This is a genomic window from Pseudomonas sp. P135, assembly GCF_020312125.1.
In the GTDB taxonomy this organism is placed as follows: domain Bacteria; phylum Pseudomonadota; class Gammaproteobacteria; order Pseudomonadales; family Pseudomonadaceae; genus Aquipseudomonas; species Aquipseudomonas fragariae.
In genome coordinates, this window is the sequence record NZ_JAGPYR010000018.1 from 112,196 (window position 1) to 127,126 (window position 14,931).

11 protein-coding genes and 2 pseudogenes are annotated in these 14,931 nt (G+C 55.9%); 3 read left to right on the forward strand and 10 right to left on the reverse strand.

Annotation, left to right across the window (positions count from 1 at the left end):
- Positions 1-114: 114 nt before the first annotated feature.
- Entirely contained in the window at positions 115-1,737 is a 1,623-nt protein-coding gene (locus tag KBY08_RS22100) for a methyl-accepting chemotaxis protein (RefSeq protein ID WP_111522618.1), read from the reverse strand.
- Positions 1,738-2,367: 630 nt separating this feature from the next.
- Between KBY08_RS22100 and KBY08_RS22105 the strand changes: the two are divergent.
- Positions 2,368-2,484: pseudogene (locus tag KBY08_RS22105) on the forward strand (transposase); the annotation flags it as partial.
- A 75-nt stretch (positions 2,485-2,559) separates the two neighbouring features.
- On the opposite strand, the gene KBY08_RS22110 reads toward KBY08_RS22105, so the two are convergent.
- The 9 genes from KBY08_RS22110 to KBY08_RS22150 form a co-directional block, all read right to left on the reverse strand.
- Positions 2,560-4,092 (reverse strand): alpha-amylase, encoded by a 1,533-nt coding sequence (locus KBY08_RS22110; protein ID WP_003407356.1) that lies wholly within the window; start codon positions 4,090-4,092, stop codon positions 2,560-2,562.
- A 264-nt stretch (positions 4,093-4,356) separates the two neighbouring features.
- A complete protein-coding gene (locus KBY08_RS22115) occupies positions 4,357-5,679 on the reverse strand; it encodes an MFS transporter (protein ID WP_111522594.1) in 1,323 nt (440 codons plus the stop codon).
- 83 nt (positions 5,680-5,762) lie between these two features.
- Positions 5,763-6,641 (reverse strand): SMP-30/gluconolactonase/LRE family protein, encoded by an 879-nt coding sequence (locus KBY08_RS22120; RefSeq protein WP_024652275.1) that lies wholly within the window; start codon positions 6,639-6,641, stop codon positions 5,763-5,765.
- Positions 6,642-6,689: 48 nt separating this feature from the next.
- Positions 6,690-7,622 (reverse strand): 3-keto-5-aminohexanoate cleavage protein, encoded by a 933-nt coding sequence (locus KBY08_RS22125; RefSeq protein WP_003407360.1) that lies wholly within the window; start codon positions 7,620-7,622, stop codon positions 6,690-6,692.
- Positions 7,623-7,711: 89 nt separating this feature from the next.
- Complete coding sequence (locus KBY08_RS22130) at positions 7,712-8,500, reverse strand: SDR family oxidoreductase (RefSeq protein ID WP_011267485.1); 789 nt, start codon at positions 8,498-8,500, stop codon at positions 7,712-7,714.
- Positions 8,497-9,219: a GntR family transcriptional regulator gene (locus tag KBY08_RS22135; RefSeq protein WP_024652274.1), complete on the reverse strand. Its 723-nt coding sequence runs from the start codon at positions 9,217-9,219 to the stop codon at positions 8,497-8,499. The genes KBY08_RS22130 and KBY08_RS22135 overlap by 4 nt, the downstream gene beginning before the upstream one ends.
- Positions 9,220-9,396: 177 nt before the next feature.
- Positions 9,397-9,681, reverse strand: coding sequence for a hypothetical protein (locus KBY08_RS22140; protein WP_024652273.1), 285 nt, complete (start codon positions 9,679-9,681; stop codon positions 9,397-9,399).
- A 688-nt stretch (positions 9,682-10,369) separates the two neighbouring features.
- Entirely contained in the window at positions 10,370-11,479 is a 1,110-nt protein-coding gene (locus KBY08_RS22145; protein ID WP_011267482.1) for an MFS transporter, read from the reverse strand.
- A 145-nt stretch (positions 11,480-11,624) separates the two neighbouring features.
- Positions 11,625-12,548 carry a LysR substrate-binding domain-containing protein gene (locus tag KBY08_RS22150; protein ID WP_011267481.1) on the reverse strand — a complete coding sequence of 308 codons (924 nt, stop codon included), beginning with the start codon at positions 12,546-12,548 and terminating at the stop codon, positions 11,625-11,627.
- A gap of 505 nt (positions 12,549-13,053) precedes the next feature.
- Between KBY08_RS22150 and KBY08_RS22155 the strand changes: the two genes are divergently transcribed.
- Both KBY08_RS22155 and KBY08_RS22160 read left to right on the forward strand, forming a co-directional pair.
- Positions 13,054-14,430 (forward strand): MFS family transporter, encoded by a 1,377-nt coding sequence (locus KBY08_RS22155; RefSeq protein ID WP_011267480.1) that lies wholly within the window; start codon positions 13,054-13,056, stop codon positions 14,428-14,430.
- 201 nt (positions 14,431-14,631) lie between these two features.
- Positions 14,632-14,813: pseudogene (locus KBY08_RS22160) on the forward strand (aminotransferase class I/II-fold pyridoxal phosphate-dependent enzyme); the annotation flags it as partial.
- Positions 14,814-14,931 lie beyond the last annotated feature (118 nt).

A 14,931-nucleotide genomic window follows, 5' to 3' on the forward strand; every position in this document is an offset into this window, starting at 1 on the left:
GCATCAAAGGTTAGGCGCGTTTTTTGAATATGCAAAAAAAACCGGTATCAGCGCTTCGACTAATACCGGGGGTTTCAGCAGGGTGATCCTGCTGACGAGATGTGTCTTCAGACCTTAAAGCCGAAACTTTCCCACTTCCGTCTGCAGGCTGGTAGCGAGGTTCTTCAGGCCGCCGCTGGTCTTGAGCAATTCCTGAACCGATATGTTGTTCTGTTCAGCCATTTGCGCGGAGCGCTCGACGCTACGTGCGACATCCTGGCTCGCTGCGGTTTGCTCACGCAGCGCGAAGGATATCTGGTCGACCACTTGCAGAACCTTGCCCGAACTGTCGCGAATCTCGATGATCGCTTGACCGGCGGTGCCCGCCATTTCGACGCCTTCGTTCACTTCCTGAACGCCGCTACGCATGCTCTCGACGGTTTCCCGTACACCCGCCTGAATTTTCTCGATCATCCCGGCGATTTCCTTGGTGGACTTGCCGGTGTTCTGCGCCAGCAGGCGCACTTCGTCGGCAACCACTGCAAAGCCACGGCCTTGTTCACCGGCACGAGCAGCTTCGATGGCAGCGTTGAGGGCCAGCAGGTTGGTCTGGTCGGCAATGCCCTGAATCACGCTGACGATCGATGAAATGTGCTCGGAGTGCTGACCCAGGCCTGCGACCTGAGTAGAGGAAAGCTGCACGGTCCGGGCGATGCCATTCATGCTGGACAGGGTATTTTCGATGACCTGCGCACCGTCCTTCGACTGTTGCCCTGAACGACTGGCGAGTTCATGCGCCTCGTCGGCGTTTTCGGAAACGTGATGGATGCTGACGGTCAGCTCTTCGATCGTGGCCGCCATCGCCGAGGCGGACGTCGACTGTTCCTGGATAGCACCGGACAGTTGCTCGGACGCACCGGAAATCTGTTGTACGGCAACGACCAGCTGATTGGCAGCCTGGCTGATCTGTTGAATCATCTCGCGCAGGCGATTCTGCATACGATCAAAGGCTTTCGGCAGTTCGTCGTGGCTGCTGGTATCGATCACGGTGTCCAGCTTGCCATTGGCAATTGCCGTTGCGGCATCAATGGCCAGTTGCAAACGCGCCGTGGTACTGCGCCCCAATACAGCGGCAAGGATCATCGCGAGAACAGCCGCGGCCAGGCCGCCGCACATCAGGATCAGGATCGCCAAATACTTGGCGTCCGCCATTTCCTGACTGCGCTGAACCAGCAATTTCTGCTCGGTACCGCTGATTTCAGCGAGCAGAGCACGCATGCTGTCCATCTTGGCCTTGTCGGCCCCCGAGGTGATGCGTGCATCCAGTTGATCATCAGGCATATTGCCTGCAGTCAGTTCGCGGCGCAGGGCGATGATCGGATTGACATCTTCATCAAGCCAACGCTTCTGGGTGTCACCCAGTGCGGCCAGGCGGCGCTGTTGCTCCGCATTGTCGGCTGTCAGACGCTTGAGCGAATCGAGTTCTTCGATGAAGCGCTTCTCCCCCGCCACCAATGGCTCCAGAAACGCATCCTTTGAGGCAATGACAAAGCCGCGCATCCCGGTTTCGATATTGATCAGCTGTTCAAGGGCTAGTTGTGCTTCGCTCAGTACCTGATACGTATGGACATTGCTGTTAGTTGCCTCTTCGACCTGCTCAAAGCCTCTGTAAGCACTCGCGACCAGAACGGCGATAAATAGGATGATCGCGGCAAAGCTGAAGTACAGCTTTTGCGAGATGCTGAGTTTGCTGAACATGATGTCGATCCTGAACATAGCCGTTCCGTGGCTTGCATGGTGGGCGCTATCACTTGCAAAAATGGTTTAACCCACTTCATACGAATGATGTCATTGAGATATCACTCATGTCGCCCGCCTGCGCAGTAACTTTAGTGGCCCCAACTGCCTCGACACTGATTAAAAGCACTAAAACTGTCTAAGTATATGATCTTAAAGGATAAAAATTTTTAATTACAGTTGGCATTCAAACGTCTCGGAGAGCGAAAACTCCAAAAGTCTGACGAATAGACTGTCAAATTATTGTCTGTCATATTCATAACTTATCCGTTTGCGACACCTGAAATAGCGCAACTAGCGCCATTCATTAGTAATGAAAACACTAGTGTCCTGGGGTCAGTACGAAAAGTCGGCGAGCGAAGGTCAGGCAAGGCAAAAAACAGGCGAGGAACGGCCGGGGCCGCGTTCGACTCTGCGTGTTGTCAATGAGTATTCCGATCGGACTCGCGCTCTAGCCCGTTTTCAACGCAGCCTCACCGAGCGCAGCCACTTTTCGTACAGAGCCTAAGGGTTCACCGATCAAATCTGCGCTCACTGCCCACCCTACCCTGTACTGAAGTGACTCATCTCCCACCACAACAGGTAGCTGGCGGCAGGCGTGGACCGAAACCGTTGGAAACCATGCTGCGCATCCATCTGCTGCAGAACCGGTTTTCGATGAGCGACCCGGCAATGGAGGAGACGCTTTGCGAGATCACGCTGATGCGCCATTAGCCCGGGATGTCAGGAAGGCGCAGTCAAGTAGCAGGATAAGCGTCGTCCATGACGCCTACCCCGGTCTCGCTAGAGTTTAGAACCTGAATAAATGGCAATTGCCGGCACAACACTTCCACTATCACCCGGCACCGTCAGGCTTGCATTCCCTTTCCCGTCAACGGCGATTTTATTAGTGCACATTTCGTTGGGGGTAGAGAGTTTTTTTGTGATGACATCACAATAAATCCCTTCTGGAAGCCCTGTATTGAACGTCTTTAGCCATGCAGAGGCACTGTTGTTCAGGGCAACAAACCCGACATTGCCTCTACTGAATGCGATCTGATTGCCAGAGCCCGTAACCCAGTTATTCACGTCCTGCCCGTCAGTGGCACTGCGAAACTTGACCATGCTCGCAATTGCACTCGCACGGTGTATGAAGTCCCACCCTGAGCTGTTATTGGGATTGCCGCTTGCGTCTAATGGGCTTGCTGCGGGGGCATCCGCTTCAGGGTCACTGAAATTGAATCCCGAGTGAACCTGAGCCTCACCATAGGGCAATGCCAACATGAACACATTCGCGAGGTCATAGCGCTTGGAATTATACCTGTCGTTATACGACTGATTGCTGGCATTCAAGGATGCGTCTTGATTTCGCTCGGTGTCCCAGTTATTAACGAACACCGTAGATCGTTCTGGCGGCATCAGGCGAAAAGACCCGCCCCAGTTTCCGAATATCCCTATCATCGCCGGAATGGAGGCCAGGTTAAATCCGTCTTTTTGCCGAAAGGCTTTAAGAAGGGCTGTGGTGTAATTGAACTCATTCACCGTTCCGTTCTTATAGTAGTCTGAGCGACTGGAGCTGCCGTCGGGGATTATCTCCTGCGTGACCCAGATTTTTTCTCCGGAAACGGTCGTGGGATAGGCTGTTTTTACCGCCGCCAGAATCTTGTTTATGTCGTCGGAATTTTGATGTTTCGCAGCATCCAGTCGAAACCCATCGATCCCGAGCGAGAGTAACTTCTTCATGTAATTCGCCGCCACGCCCTGTACATAGCTGCTGGACTGATTCAAGTCAGGAAGGTTGTTGAGCCTGCAGTCTCTTACCTTCGCTGCATTACTCTGATAATCAGCAGACTCTATATAACAGAGGCTATGGAAGTCATTTTGGCTAAACTGCGGGTAGGCCAATGACTGGGCATCCCATGCAGAACCATCGGTGCTTTTAAAGGTTGCGCTCGAATCCCCCGCTACCTGGTTAATAACGATATCTGCATAGACCCTGACCCCGGCAGCGTGACAGGCACTGATCATTTCCTTTAACTCTGACTCCGTCCCCATGCGGCTGTCTAATGAGTTAAAGTTAACCGGCTGATAAATATCCCACCAGTGTCCCGCCACCTTGGATGCCTGAGGCGGAGATATTTGTACCGCCCCATAACCTATTGGCCCTATTGCGCTTGAACATTCTTTGGCCACATCATTCCACCGCCAGTGAAACATCTGGACAGACGCAGTAGCCGGGTTAAAAGCCGTATCGGCATGACTGAGTGAAGCCAGCATGCTCAAGCCGGTCACCGTGCCGGCGAAGAAGAATCCGTACAGAAGATTGTTCGAGTCCATGACGTGTCCTTACTGTTCCAGGGTTTAGGCTTTCTGTAGTTAGTTCATTCAAATCGACGATTCTGCTACTGAACACATTACAGAATGCATGCCTGGGCTTTCAATGCTTGAAATACGCTGGAGCAACGAGATGAGAGCAGACCAATTAGTGCCAGAGTGATGTCGCCGCTCACGGCAACGCAGGGGCCCCCGCGTCATCAAGCGTCTTGACGGTGGAGATCGGACACTCTGCTCACTCTGGCAACTTTCTTCAGAATGCCGGCATCACACGCTCCCCTGCACCGCCAATCCTTCGGGACGGTGAGAAAACAGCTGCAGGAACGCCCCGCCCAACGCGCAACCGGCCATGACGAAAAAGCACACGGTATAACCGCTGAGGCTGGTCCAGCCGCCGCCCATGGAAATCAGCGTCCCCATCAGTACCGGGGCAACGCCGCCGCCGATGAACATCGCCGTGGTGATGATCCCGTTGGCTGTGGAGGTCGCCGAAGGTTGCGCCGAGTCGGAGGCGACCGCGTAGTAGATGGGCCAGACGGCATTGGCGACCAGGCCGAAAAGCAACTGTACGGCGATGACGATCAGGATGGTGTTGGCGAAGTAAAAGGCCCCGACACTGACCGCCATCCATATGCCACAGATGATCAGGGTGATGCGCCGACCGATGATGTCCGACAGTGAAGGCCAGATCAGTTGCCCGAGGATGCCGGTCAGTGTGAACACCACGCTCATTCCCGCAGACTCGGCCAGCGACAGGTTGAGGATGTTGTACAGGTAGGCCGGCAGGACAATGTTGACGCCCATGTACACCACTTGCGTAAGCAGGGTGTTACCGGCAGTCAGGGCGATATTGCGGTTACTCAGCGTCGCCTTCACCGACTTCCAGACCTGGCCTTTTACATTGGTCGACGGCGTGCTGTCCGGTGGGGTCATGCCTTTGGCAGCGATGTCCACGTACAGTTGGGTGATGCGCTCGGCCGTCGAGTAGCGTGCCCAGAAGATCATCAGTGGCAGTGCTACCACGAAGGCGAAGAAGAACACATAACGCCAGTTCTCCTCTCCGTAGGTGCTGATTACGAAACTGGCGACAATGCCGCTGAGCATCGCGCCGATGGGGTAACCGGTATGGTGCGCGCCCAAGGCAAAACCACGACGTTCTACTGGCCACCACTCGGCCGTGTTGCTGACGCCGACCGGCTCGCCCCAGCCAGCGCCCAGATTCACCCCGACCCGCAGGGCGATGAAACTGGCGAGGCTGCCACTCAATGCCTTGAAGCCCGACAGAAAGGACAGCGCGGTATAACCCAGTACCAACGGCACCTGAAAGCGCGCCCTCTTCCACCCTCCGCCGTAGCGATCACTCCAGATGGAGCCGGGAATATCGAGAACGGCCAGCGCCAGCATGACAACCGTGGCCACCGTGCCCCACTGGTCTGCAGACAGGTCGAAATGCTTGGAAATCGTCGGCCCCAGGCGCAAGACGATCTCGCGGTCATAGGCGTTCAAAATCCAGATCATCCAGCAGACCAGCAACGACACCCACGAAAAACGATGAATCTTGCCCAGCGATGCATTCTTGTTATTTGGCATGGGAAATCTCCAGGCGTGCCACACACGCCCCAGCGAGAAAGGGTCCAGTCGTCCTTAACGTTCAGGTTCGGTCTGTAGAAGGGTCAACTGGCAAAGCGCCGCTCGGCGATGCCTTTCACGCCCAGCCCGGTGATGGCGAACAAGGCACCGCGCTGCTGGCCATCGTCAGGAAAGCGCGGCAACGGCGGCTTGGCCATGGAGGTGACAAACAGTGTGTCCAGATTCGGGCCGCCAAAGGTCAGACTGGTCACTTTTTTCACGGGCATGTCGATGATGCGATCCATCTGGCCGTCGGGGGTGTAACGCACCAGTTTTCCGGCATACACCAGCGCTTGCCACAGACAGCCTTCGGCGTCCACGGTGCAGCCATCCGCCGCGCCTCCCGTTGAGGTATCGACCTTGGCAAAGGTGCGTCTGTTGGCGACTGCGCCGCTGGCGTTGTCGTAATCGTAGGTCCAGATCTCCCCGGACCAGGTGTCGGCGAAATAAAAGGTGTCCCCGCCCGGACTCCAGCAAGGACCGTTGGACACGATAATGCCTTCATCCAGTGTGTGCAGGCTCAGGTCAGGATCGAGGCGATACAGCTTCGCGCTGGCCTGATCTTCCTGCGTGTCCATCGACCCCACAATGAACCGGCCCTGCCGATCGACCTTGCCATCATTGAGCCGATTGTTCGGCAAACCGGGCTCAGGGTCGACGATCAGCTCCAGATCGCCGCTCGGCAGGTCGAGGTTATAGATGCCCGTCTGCAGCGCCACAAGCGCCGCGTCACCGTGCTTGCGCAAGGCCATGGAACCGATTTTCTGGCCGACCTCCCAAGCGCGCAGTTCGCGCCCGTCGTCCGTGCAGCGCAGGACACGGCCGTCGAAGCTATCGATCCAGTACAGGCGCTGTTGCTCGACATCCCAGACCGGGCCTTCGCCCAGCGTAGTCTTCACGTCGACAACGATTTCGATACGCATTTTTCACCTCTGTCTTGTTGTTATTGAGATGACACATTTTTGCGGCGACTAGAAATCAACCTTGTCCTGCCCCTTCAGATCGAGCATTTCACGGGCTTCGTCCGGCGTTGCCACCTGCCCGCCCAGCGCTTCGATCACCGTGCGGATACGCTTGACCTGATCGGCATTGGACGCCGCCAGTTTGCCCGGCCCGTCCCACAGCGAATCCTCCAGACCGACCCGTACATGGCTGCCCATCGACAGGCCCATGGTGCCCAGCGGAATCTGATTGCGACCGGCACCCAGGATCGACCATTGATAGGCATCGCCAAACAGGCGGTCAGCCGTACGGCGCATGTGCGCCAGGTCTTCAGGGTGCCCGCCGATCCCGCCGCGCAAACCGAATACAGACTGGATGAAAATCGGCGCCTTGAGCAACCCACGCTGCAGGAAGTGTGCTGCGGTATACAGATGGCCGATGTCATAGCATTCAATTTCAAAGCGTGTACGGTTCTCGGCACAGGTATTGAGAATGTGCGCGATGTCGCGGAAGGTGTTGCGGAAAATCCGGTCGTCGCTCTCGGCCAGATAGGGCCGCTCCCAGTCGTGCTTGAATTCGCTGTAGCGATCCAGCATTTCATACAGACCGAAGTTCATTGACCCCATGTTCAACGAGGCCAGTTCCGGCTTGAGCTGCGCCACCGGTTGCAAGCGCTCTTCCACGCCCATGGTCGGCGCGCCGCCCGTGGTGATATTGATCACCACGTCGCTCTTGGCCTTGATCTGCGGCAGGAACTGCCGAAACAGGTCGACATCCTGACTGGGCCTTCCGTCCTGCGGGTCGCGGGCGTGCAAATGAACGATCGAGGCCCCGGCCTCGGCGGCACCGATGGCTGCATCGGCGATTTCCTGCGGCGTGATCGGCAAATGAGGCGACATCGACGGCGTGTGAATTGCACCCGTTACGGCGCAGGTAATGATGACCGGACGTTTTTTGGGCATGAGCATTCTCCATTCTTGTTGTTGGCGAGAAGTCTGATGTGGAACATGACTCGGACGAGGTCCGGTCATCGTTGCTATCGGGCGAATCCTCAGAGGTACTCGACGTTGCCATCCACACTGATGGCCTGCCCCGTTACGTTGCGGGCGGCCGGCGAGCATAAAAAGAGCGCCATCGCGGCGACGTCTTCGGCGGTGACCATGCGCTTGAGCGAGATCTTTTTCAGGTACTCCTCGCGCATCTCCTCCTCCGGCACGTTCATTTGTTGCGCACGGGCCCGGATCACTCCATCCATGCGCGGGCCTTCGACGATACCGGGCAGCAAGGCATTGACGCGGATATCACTTTCACCCAACTCGGACGCCAGCGACTTCATCAGCCCGACAATCGCCCACTTGGTCGCGGCATACGGGGTGCGCCAGGCATAGCCCAGGCGACCGGCGACGGAGGCGATATGGATCAGGTGAGCGTTGGGTGAGGCCTTGAGCAACGGCACAGCGTGATGAGCGAAGCGGTACTGCCCGGTGAGATTGATGTCGATGGTGCGCTGCCACTCTTCTTCGCTAATGGCATCGATCCCTGCCGTCGGACCGGCGATCCCGGCGTTGTTGATCAGCACATCAAGACCATCGAAGCGTGCCCGCTGCACCCTGAATACCGCTTCGATCTGCGCCGGATCAGCGACGTCTGCGTGGGTGGCGACGCTGCCTGGATGGCGATCGAGGAATGCCGCAATGGCCGCCTCGCTGACATCGCACACGTGTACCTTTGCCCCCGCTTCCAGGTAAGCCGCCGCCAACACCTCACCAATCCCGGCTGCACCGCCGGAAATCAGGACGCGCAGCCCTGCATAGGGAACCAGCCGATTGAGAACACTCATGCTTTTTTCACTCCCGAGACACGCGACCTGGAGCGGTCGCTCTTTGCGATCAGGCGCGTCAGAGAGTCGGCAGCCTGCATGATGTCGTCGGTGACAGCTGCACGAGCCGCCGCCCCGTCACGCGCCGCCAGAGCCTCGACGATACGGTTGTGTGCTTCCATCGAGCGTTGAAGGTGCGCCCGGTCAGGCGCAACCAGCGCGAAACACGGGCCGATGTGCAGCCAGAAATTCTCCACCGCCGCAACGATCAGCTCAGCCTTGGCCACCGCATAAATGCGTCGGTGAAAGGCAAAGTTGGTCCACAGATAGAGGGCGACATCAACGCTGTCGGCAGCCTTCTGCATCTGCCCGCAAAGCTGGCTGATGTCGGCAAGATCGGCGTCGTTGATCAGAACCACCGCTTTCTCGGCCAACAGACCTTCCAGCGCCACCCGCGCGTCGCGAATCTCGCGCAACCGCTCCGGGGTTATCATGGGCACACGCAGCCGGGCGGTTTCGGTGACTTCGAAGGCGTTCTCGGCGCTAAGACGATTCAACGCCTCGCGCACCGGCATCGGACTGGAACCCAGCGCCTCGGCCAGACCACGGATCGTCAGCTTCTGACCCGGCTGAAAGCGCCCGCTCATCAGTGCTTCACGAATCTGTCGGTAGACCTGGTCCTGGAGGGTATCGCGAGAGACCTGGCGCATGGGCGGCAGGAGGATGGGACGGTCTGTCATGGGGAGTGACTCATATTGGCTTTCTTATGAAGCAAATATGTGATCACAAATAACATATGTCAAATTGTTTTTTTGGAGACCGTGGGTGCCCAGTGGGAGCTCGTGTCGCGGGCCTACGGGTAAAGCGTTGGTGCGGGAGAAGGTTTCAGACGTCAATACTGCGTCTTACATAGATCGTCAGGCCCAAAGCCAAGCGAATAAAAACCTGATATTGATACCGATGATAATCAACGCCGTCAGCAAACCGGGTAAGCGCCAAAGACCAAGCAGTAGAAACAGGAAAGGATTTAAAAGGCTTATCAGAATCAGGACAACCGTGTGGATACCTGAGCTTCCCGAACCAAGCAGGTCCCAGATCAGTATCCCCGCCCATACCACCCAACACGCATACATCGTTATACCGTCAACCCGGTAAAAGGCACGCTTGAAAGCACTTCCCACGGTATCGGAATCGTTGAGCATCAGTGCATCCATACGTAAATTGATTCGCGCGATACGCGATAGTAGCTGAACCGAATCGCAAAGCTCCAATAGCCCTCTCTAACTCAGCCTCAGCGGCGGGGCCACCTCACGCCAATGCGTGAAAAGTGGGAGCGTCAGATCAGCAAGGAAACAGGATTGACTGGGGCCTGACGGCATCACCTATTGATCCATGAGATGGTTTAGGACGGGACTAGTGCTCGGACCTGGATATCTGATGTAGGCAGCAAAGAGGGTGTCAGAAAATGATCACACGGGCCGTTTGTGACATTTTGGAAAAGTTGAAAACCATCGAGAGACAGCGAGTCACTCAAAACTCACGCACATGAAAAAGCCCAATCTTCTCAGATTGGGCTGACTCATTGAAAAATATGGTCGGGACGGAGTGATTCGAACACTCGCCCCCTAGCACCCCATCTCCCTTTTCATACTTCTTGAAAGCTTCCAAAATTTTACTCTGGATTTTTCCAAGCGAGTATTTACTTGAGCTCCAGCGGTGTTCTGCTCTAAGTGAGTCCAGTAACGTCCATCAAGAGCCGGCGTTTTTGTGGGGGGAAAAGTAGGGGGAGTCCGTTTCATCGCCAAAATCATCATAAAGAACTCGAGTCGCTGACCGCCAATGATGCCGGCCGGGATCCTCAGGAAGGATGGCAATCAGAGCCGTTCTTTTTCATACCAGTCGAATGAGCAGCAAGACCAAGAGCACGTTCAATACGGCAAGCACACTCAGTCCCGCAAGCACACCGCCAGCGCCCCAGGCCTGCAACAGGTAACCGCCTGCAAGGGGGGTCAAGGCTTGTCCTATGAGCGAAGGCCGAGCCATGCGCCCCATCAGCAAAACATAATGGGTAGGCGACATGAGGGCCAATGGCAGCAGTCCTCGAACGATCGCCCGCAAACCATTACCCGCGCCATAGATCACCAGCCCCAGGGCAGTCATTGCCGGTGCGATGGTCACAATCAGCAGACCAATTGCCACGAATATCACGGAGATCAACGTCGTCCAGATCGGGTGTCGCGTACGCGAAAACACCTGTAAAACACGTGATCCTACCTGGCTCGGCCCCAGCAATGCGCTCAGTCCGACGGCGGCTGCAAGCGAGTAACCCTGCCCCTGCAACAATGAAATCAGCTGGACCGACATCGCCGTCATGATCACTGCACCCAAAGCAAAAATCAGCGTAAGCAACAAGTAGATCCGCCGGTCGATTGAGAAACTTTCGCCACCCGCTACCTGACTTTTTATGAGTGGTCCCGTGCCCCTCGCCAGAACCCAGAGATAAAGTGGCGCCACGACAATGACCAATAACACTCCATAAGCCACGCACGTCGTGCGCCAACCAACGTGTTCGATGACCAGCGCAACCGCGGGCCATGACAGTGTTGTAGCAAAACCGGACACAAGCGTGATGCCCGTAATCGCACTGCCCGCTCGCTCCCCATAGAGAGAGCCTAAAGCGGCGAATAGCGCTTCATACAACCCCAGCGCCATACCGACACCTATTACAGCCCAAGACAAAAAAAACATCGGCAACGAGGTCGAACTGGCCATCAGAAACAACCCGATGGCGACGCCCAGACCGCTACTGGCCAGAATAGGGCGACCGCCATACTGGGCAATAAGCCGGCTGGTCAACGGCGCCAGCATCGCGGAAACCAGAATGCTCAGAGACAGTGCGCCATACACCCATTGGCTGGCCCAGCCGGTTTCTTTCATGATCGAGTCGGCCATGACGGCCATCAGGAAGAACGAGCCTCCCCAGACCAGAACCTGCAGCATCCCCAAAATGAAAATGCCGAATACGCCAGGCAGTCGTGTTTGTTGATTCAAGACAATGTCATCAGTGGTGAGAAAGGCGGATAGAGTGAGTAGCTGAGCAATTACGTTTAAACGAACGATTCACCTGGCCAACGAATCCGTTGGCTCAAAGCATGTGCCCAGCCCAAATCTTACGATTGACCAGGTCGGCAGCAATTTCGATGAAGGCATCCCCGACGAATTTGGCAGCCGGACTGACACGCCTGTCGGCAGGAAAAACCTGAACAAGTTTGCGCATGGGAATAGGGTCAACCAAGGGGGCGGCACTGAGCACACCAGCTTCGATTTGGGCGTAAATTGATGCCAGTGGCAAAGCTGTCAAACCGAAGCCATTACGAACCAGGTCAATCATCGCGCCGAAGGAGTCAGCTTCAACGCTGGTTTTGAGCTTGATGCCGACTTCTCGCGCACAATTATCCAGAATCACGCGAAGACTGTGGCGGGCGCTTGGCAACACCAACTGCTGCTCGGCCAAAGACTCGAATGACACCGGCACATCCAGGCGCAGCTTGGCACTGGCAGGTCCGACCAGCAGCAAGTTTTCCATCATCACCGGCACGATACGCAGCGTATGCAGGGGTTGGGGATCGTAAGAAATCGCCAGTTCCAATTCGCCACGCTGAACCCAATCCAGCAGATAACCGCTGAAGGCCGAGGAAAACCTGACGGCAAGATTCGGATGCGCCTCTTTGATTTTGCGCACTAAAGGAACGGTGACAATTTCCGCTACCGTCGGCGTCGTACCGATGACGACCGTTCCCCGAAAAGAGGTCTTTCCGCCCACCACTGAACTTCGAATGGATTCCATTTCTTCCATGATTCGAGTGGCATGCGCCAGCACCTCGCGACCAGCATCGGTAATCTCCATGCCTCGTCCATGCCGATCAAACAGGTAGGTGCCGAGTTCTTTTTCTAGCATTCGAATTTGTCGGCTGAGTGCCGGTTGTGCGATGTGAAGCCGGTCTGAGGCCTTGCTGAGACTGCCTAGCTCGGCCACATGAATCAAGGTTTTGAGTTGAACGACATCCATTACCAGGCCAGTCAAAGTCGGGCTCGGCGCGAAATGCGTCGAAGTAGTATGAGTGTAAACGCATTAGCGTTTCCTGAAATGCCACAGGGCCCGCGTCGCATGGGACCTAATGGCTTTATAGCCGGCTGTATCCCCCAGCCCGCAGGGGCTGCAAGACAAGCTATAGAATTTCGGTATATCAGTTAGACCTGGCTGACGGCTTATTACCCTCGTCACTCTGCGGTAGCGTGCAATCAACGTCGACGCCAAGAGCGATCGACTGACTACAAGAATAAGATTCGAGGGCTTGCCGCCATGATTTACTACCTTTCCCGTTACCTGACCGACCCGCCTTATACAGTCAGCGAACAGCTGACCTCTCATATACGCCCCCCCGCTTCATGTGCCTTGGTCGTCGAAGGGTCACAGCACTTGCGTTAAGCACATCAACCCATCGAGCTAGCAACGTCGGACACGCATCAGCGTGGGCCTCGTATCGTCTCGCCTTGAAACAAGGGTGAACAAAATGTCTGCATCAACCAGCGACTCAACACGCCACACTGAAAAGTCCGATCAGATGAAAAGTCCGAATCGTGTCAGAGCCATCATGGGTGCCTGCTCGGGCAATCTGGTGGAGTGGTACGACTTTTTCATTTACGCCTATACCGCCATCTATTTTGCGAGCTCGTTTTTCCCCAAAGGCGACACCACCAGTCAGTTGCTCGCAACCGCCGGCGTCTTCGCCGTCGGCTTTTTCATGCGGCCGCTCGGCGGTTGGATTTTTGGCTGGATTGCTGATACCCGCGGCCGCAAGGTATCGATGATTATCTCGGTGTTCATGATGTGCGCCGGTTCCTTGTTGATTGCCGTCATGCCGACCTATGAAACCATCGGTGTGGCGGCGCCAGTTTTGCTTGTCGTTGCCAGGCTGATTCAGGGTCTGTCAGTCGGCGCGGAGTACGGCACCGGCGCCACCTACATCAGTGAAATCGCGACACCTGGGCGTCGTTGTTTCTATGGATCATTCCAGTACTTCACCATCATCGCAGGCCAACTCCTCGCCCTGATGACCGTGGTCATACTTCAACAAACCCTTACCGGCGAGGAATTGCGGGAATGGGGCTGGAGAATTCCTTTTTTCATCGGCGCCTTTAGTTCTATCGTAGTCGTGTATTTGCGTCGCGCGATGCATGAAACCGCCACAAAAAAAGAAATGAACCGCAAAGATGCCGGCTCGCTACGTGGCATGTTCAAACACAAACGCGCAGTGGCACTGGTGGTCGCGTTTACCATTGGCGGTTCACTTTACTTCTACACCTTCACCACCTACATGCAGAAATTTCTGGTGATCTCTGCGGGGTTTAGTCCGGAAACGGTGAGCTTCATCATGACGGCCGCCCTGGTCGGTTTCATGTTTTGTCAGCCACTCTTTGGTCTGCTCGCCGACCGAATCGGAATCAAGGTCCATATGTTGTTGTTTTCCGGGTTGGCCATGCTACTGGTGATCCCCCTGCTCTATTCACTGCAATCAGTCAGCAGTCCATTTACAGCGTTCCTGCTGGTATTTGGCGGCCTGGCAATCGCGTCGCTCTACACCCCGATTGCCGGTATCGTCAAAGCTGAACTGTTCCCGCCAGCGGTACGTGCATTGGGTGTGGGCTTTCCTTATGCCGTCGGCAACGCGGCATTCGGTGGCACCGCCGAATACGTCGCCTTGTCGCTTCGGTCGCAGGGTATTGAGGAGTATTTCTTCTTCTACGTCGCGGCCGTAGTAACCATCACGTTCATCGCAGCGACGCTAATGCCCAACCTGTCCCGCTATGGTTACATCAGCGGCTCGGGTGAGATCGAAGAACGCACCGGACTGAGGGGCTGCATCAAATCGCAGGCTGCCAGGATCTGAGGCACTGACGATTACCGTGGTTTTTTGAAAGGGCCCATGATGATCCATGGGCCCTTTCAAAATCACTGGATAGCGGATACCGATGCTACTTGTGATGAATGCTCTTGATGAACCTTGGTTACCTTTCCCGGTTTGGCCATGCCTGCAATCCAGATCAAGATCCTTGAACTGACTTGAGTCAAAGACGGGCCTCTTGATACCGGCCGAGTACTGCACACCGACAAAGATGTCGCGCAGGCGCTGCTCGACGACGCGGATGTGGCAGTGGTGCATGGAAGCGCTTTTGGCCTTCCCTTACATTCGCATTGCCTACGCTATGGATGACGCTTCATTGCGTAGGGAGCGCGAGGCGATTCCGTACGTCCTGCCCCTCTCTGCGTTAATCATTTCCCTTCCCATAATGCGTGGCTATCTGACCTTGCCCCCGAGAAACGTATCCCTTAACCCGGCGTCGGGGTTGAGTATCTAAGGTTGTTGCCTTTGCCAGTTCTGCTCGTATTG

What these genes read in the sequence shown, in the direction of transcription:
- KBY08_RS22100 (WP_111522618.1), bottom strand. Translation starts at nt 1,737, where the DNA reads ATGTTCAGCAAACTCAGCATCTCGCAAAAGCTGTACTTCAGCTTTGCC.
- KBY08_RS22110 (WP_003407356.1), bottom strand. Translation starts at nt 4,092, where the DNA reads ATGGACTCGAACAATCTTCTGTACGGATTCTTCTTCGCCGGCACGGTG.
- KBY08_RS22115 (WP_111522594.1), bottom strand. Translation starts at nt 5,679, where the DNA reads ATGCCAAATAACAAGAATGCATCGCTGGGCAAGATTCATCGTTTTTCG.
- KBY08_RS22120 (WP_024652275.1), bottom strand. Translation starts at nt 6,641, where the DNA reads ATGCGTATCGAAATCGTTGTCGACGTGAAGACTACGCTGGGCGAAGGC.
- KBY08_RS22125 (WP_003407360.1), bottom strand. Translation starts at nt 7,622, where the DNA reads ATGCCCAAAAAACGTCCGGTCATCATTACCTGCGCCGTAACGGGTGCA.
- KBY08_RS22130 (WP_011267485.1), bottom strand. Translation starts at nt 8,500, where the DNA reads ATGAGTGTTCTCAATCGGCTGGTTCCCTATGCAGGGCTGCGCGTCCTG.
- KBY08_RS22135 (WP_024652274.1), bottom strand. Translation starts at nt 9,219, where the DNA reads ATGACAGACCGTCCCATCCTCCTGCCGCCCATGCGCCAGGTCTCTCGC.
- KBY08_RS22140 (WP_024652273.1), bottom strand. Translation starts at nt 9,681, where the DNA reads ATGCTCAACGATTCCGATACCGTGGGAAGTGCTTTCAAGCGTGCCTTT.
- KBY08_RS22145 (WP_011267482.1), bottom strand. Translation starts at nt 11,479, where the DNA reads ATGCTGCAGGTTCTGGTCTGGGGAGGCTCGTTCTTCCTGATGGCCGTC.
- KBY08_RS22150 (WP_011267481.1), bottom strand. Translation starts at nt 12,548, where the DNA reads ATGGATGTCGTTCAACTCAAAACCTTGATTCATGTGGCCGAGCTAGGC.
- KBY08_RS22155 (WP_011267480.1), top strand. Translation starts at nt 13,054, where the DNA reads ATGTCTGCATCAACCAGCGACTCAACACGCCACACTGAAAAGTCCGAT.